Source organism: Rhodococcus sp. MH15, assembly GCF_019266045.1.
Classification (GTDB): domain Bacteria; phylum Actinomycetota; class Actinomycetes; order Mycobacteriales; family Mycobacteriaceae; genus Rhodococcus_F; species Rhodococcus_F qingshengii.
In genome coordinates, this window is the sequence record NZ_LPNP01000088.1 from 1 (window position 1) to 406 (window position 406).

The window sequence follows — 406 nt, forward strand, 5'->3', positions numbered from 1 at the left end:
ACAAATCCAACCGCACCCGATCCGCAGACAACACCTCCTGGAACCCGACACCGTCGACCTCCGGATACACCGTCCGCAAAATCTCATGCCGACCAACAACATCCGACACCGCAGCCTGCAGAGCCGCCACATCCAACAACCCCGACAACCGAATCGCCACCGGAATATTGTTCGCCGACGACAACGTATCGAAACGGTTCAAGAACCACATCCGCTGCTGCGCCAACGACAACGGCACCCGCTCCGGACGCACCCGAGCAGTCAACGCCGCCCGCGCACCCGAACCAACCTCCGACTCCACCCGAGCAGCCAACAACTCCACCGACGACGCCTCGAACAACACCCGCACCGGAACCTGCGCATCGAGCGCCTGCCCCAACCGAGCCGCCACCCGAGTAGCAATCAA

General features: G+C 62.6%; 1 protein-coding gene. It reads right to left on the reverse strand.

Annotated features, from left to right (window positions below; all coding sequences use genetic code 11):
• Nucleotides 1–406, reverse strand: a 406-nt coding sequence (locus ATN37_RS32155; RefSeq protein ID WP_218696106.1) for a condensation domain-containing protein, incomplete at both ends; no start/stop codon positions are given.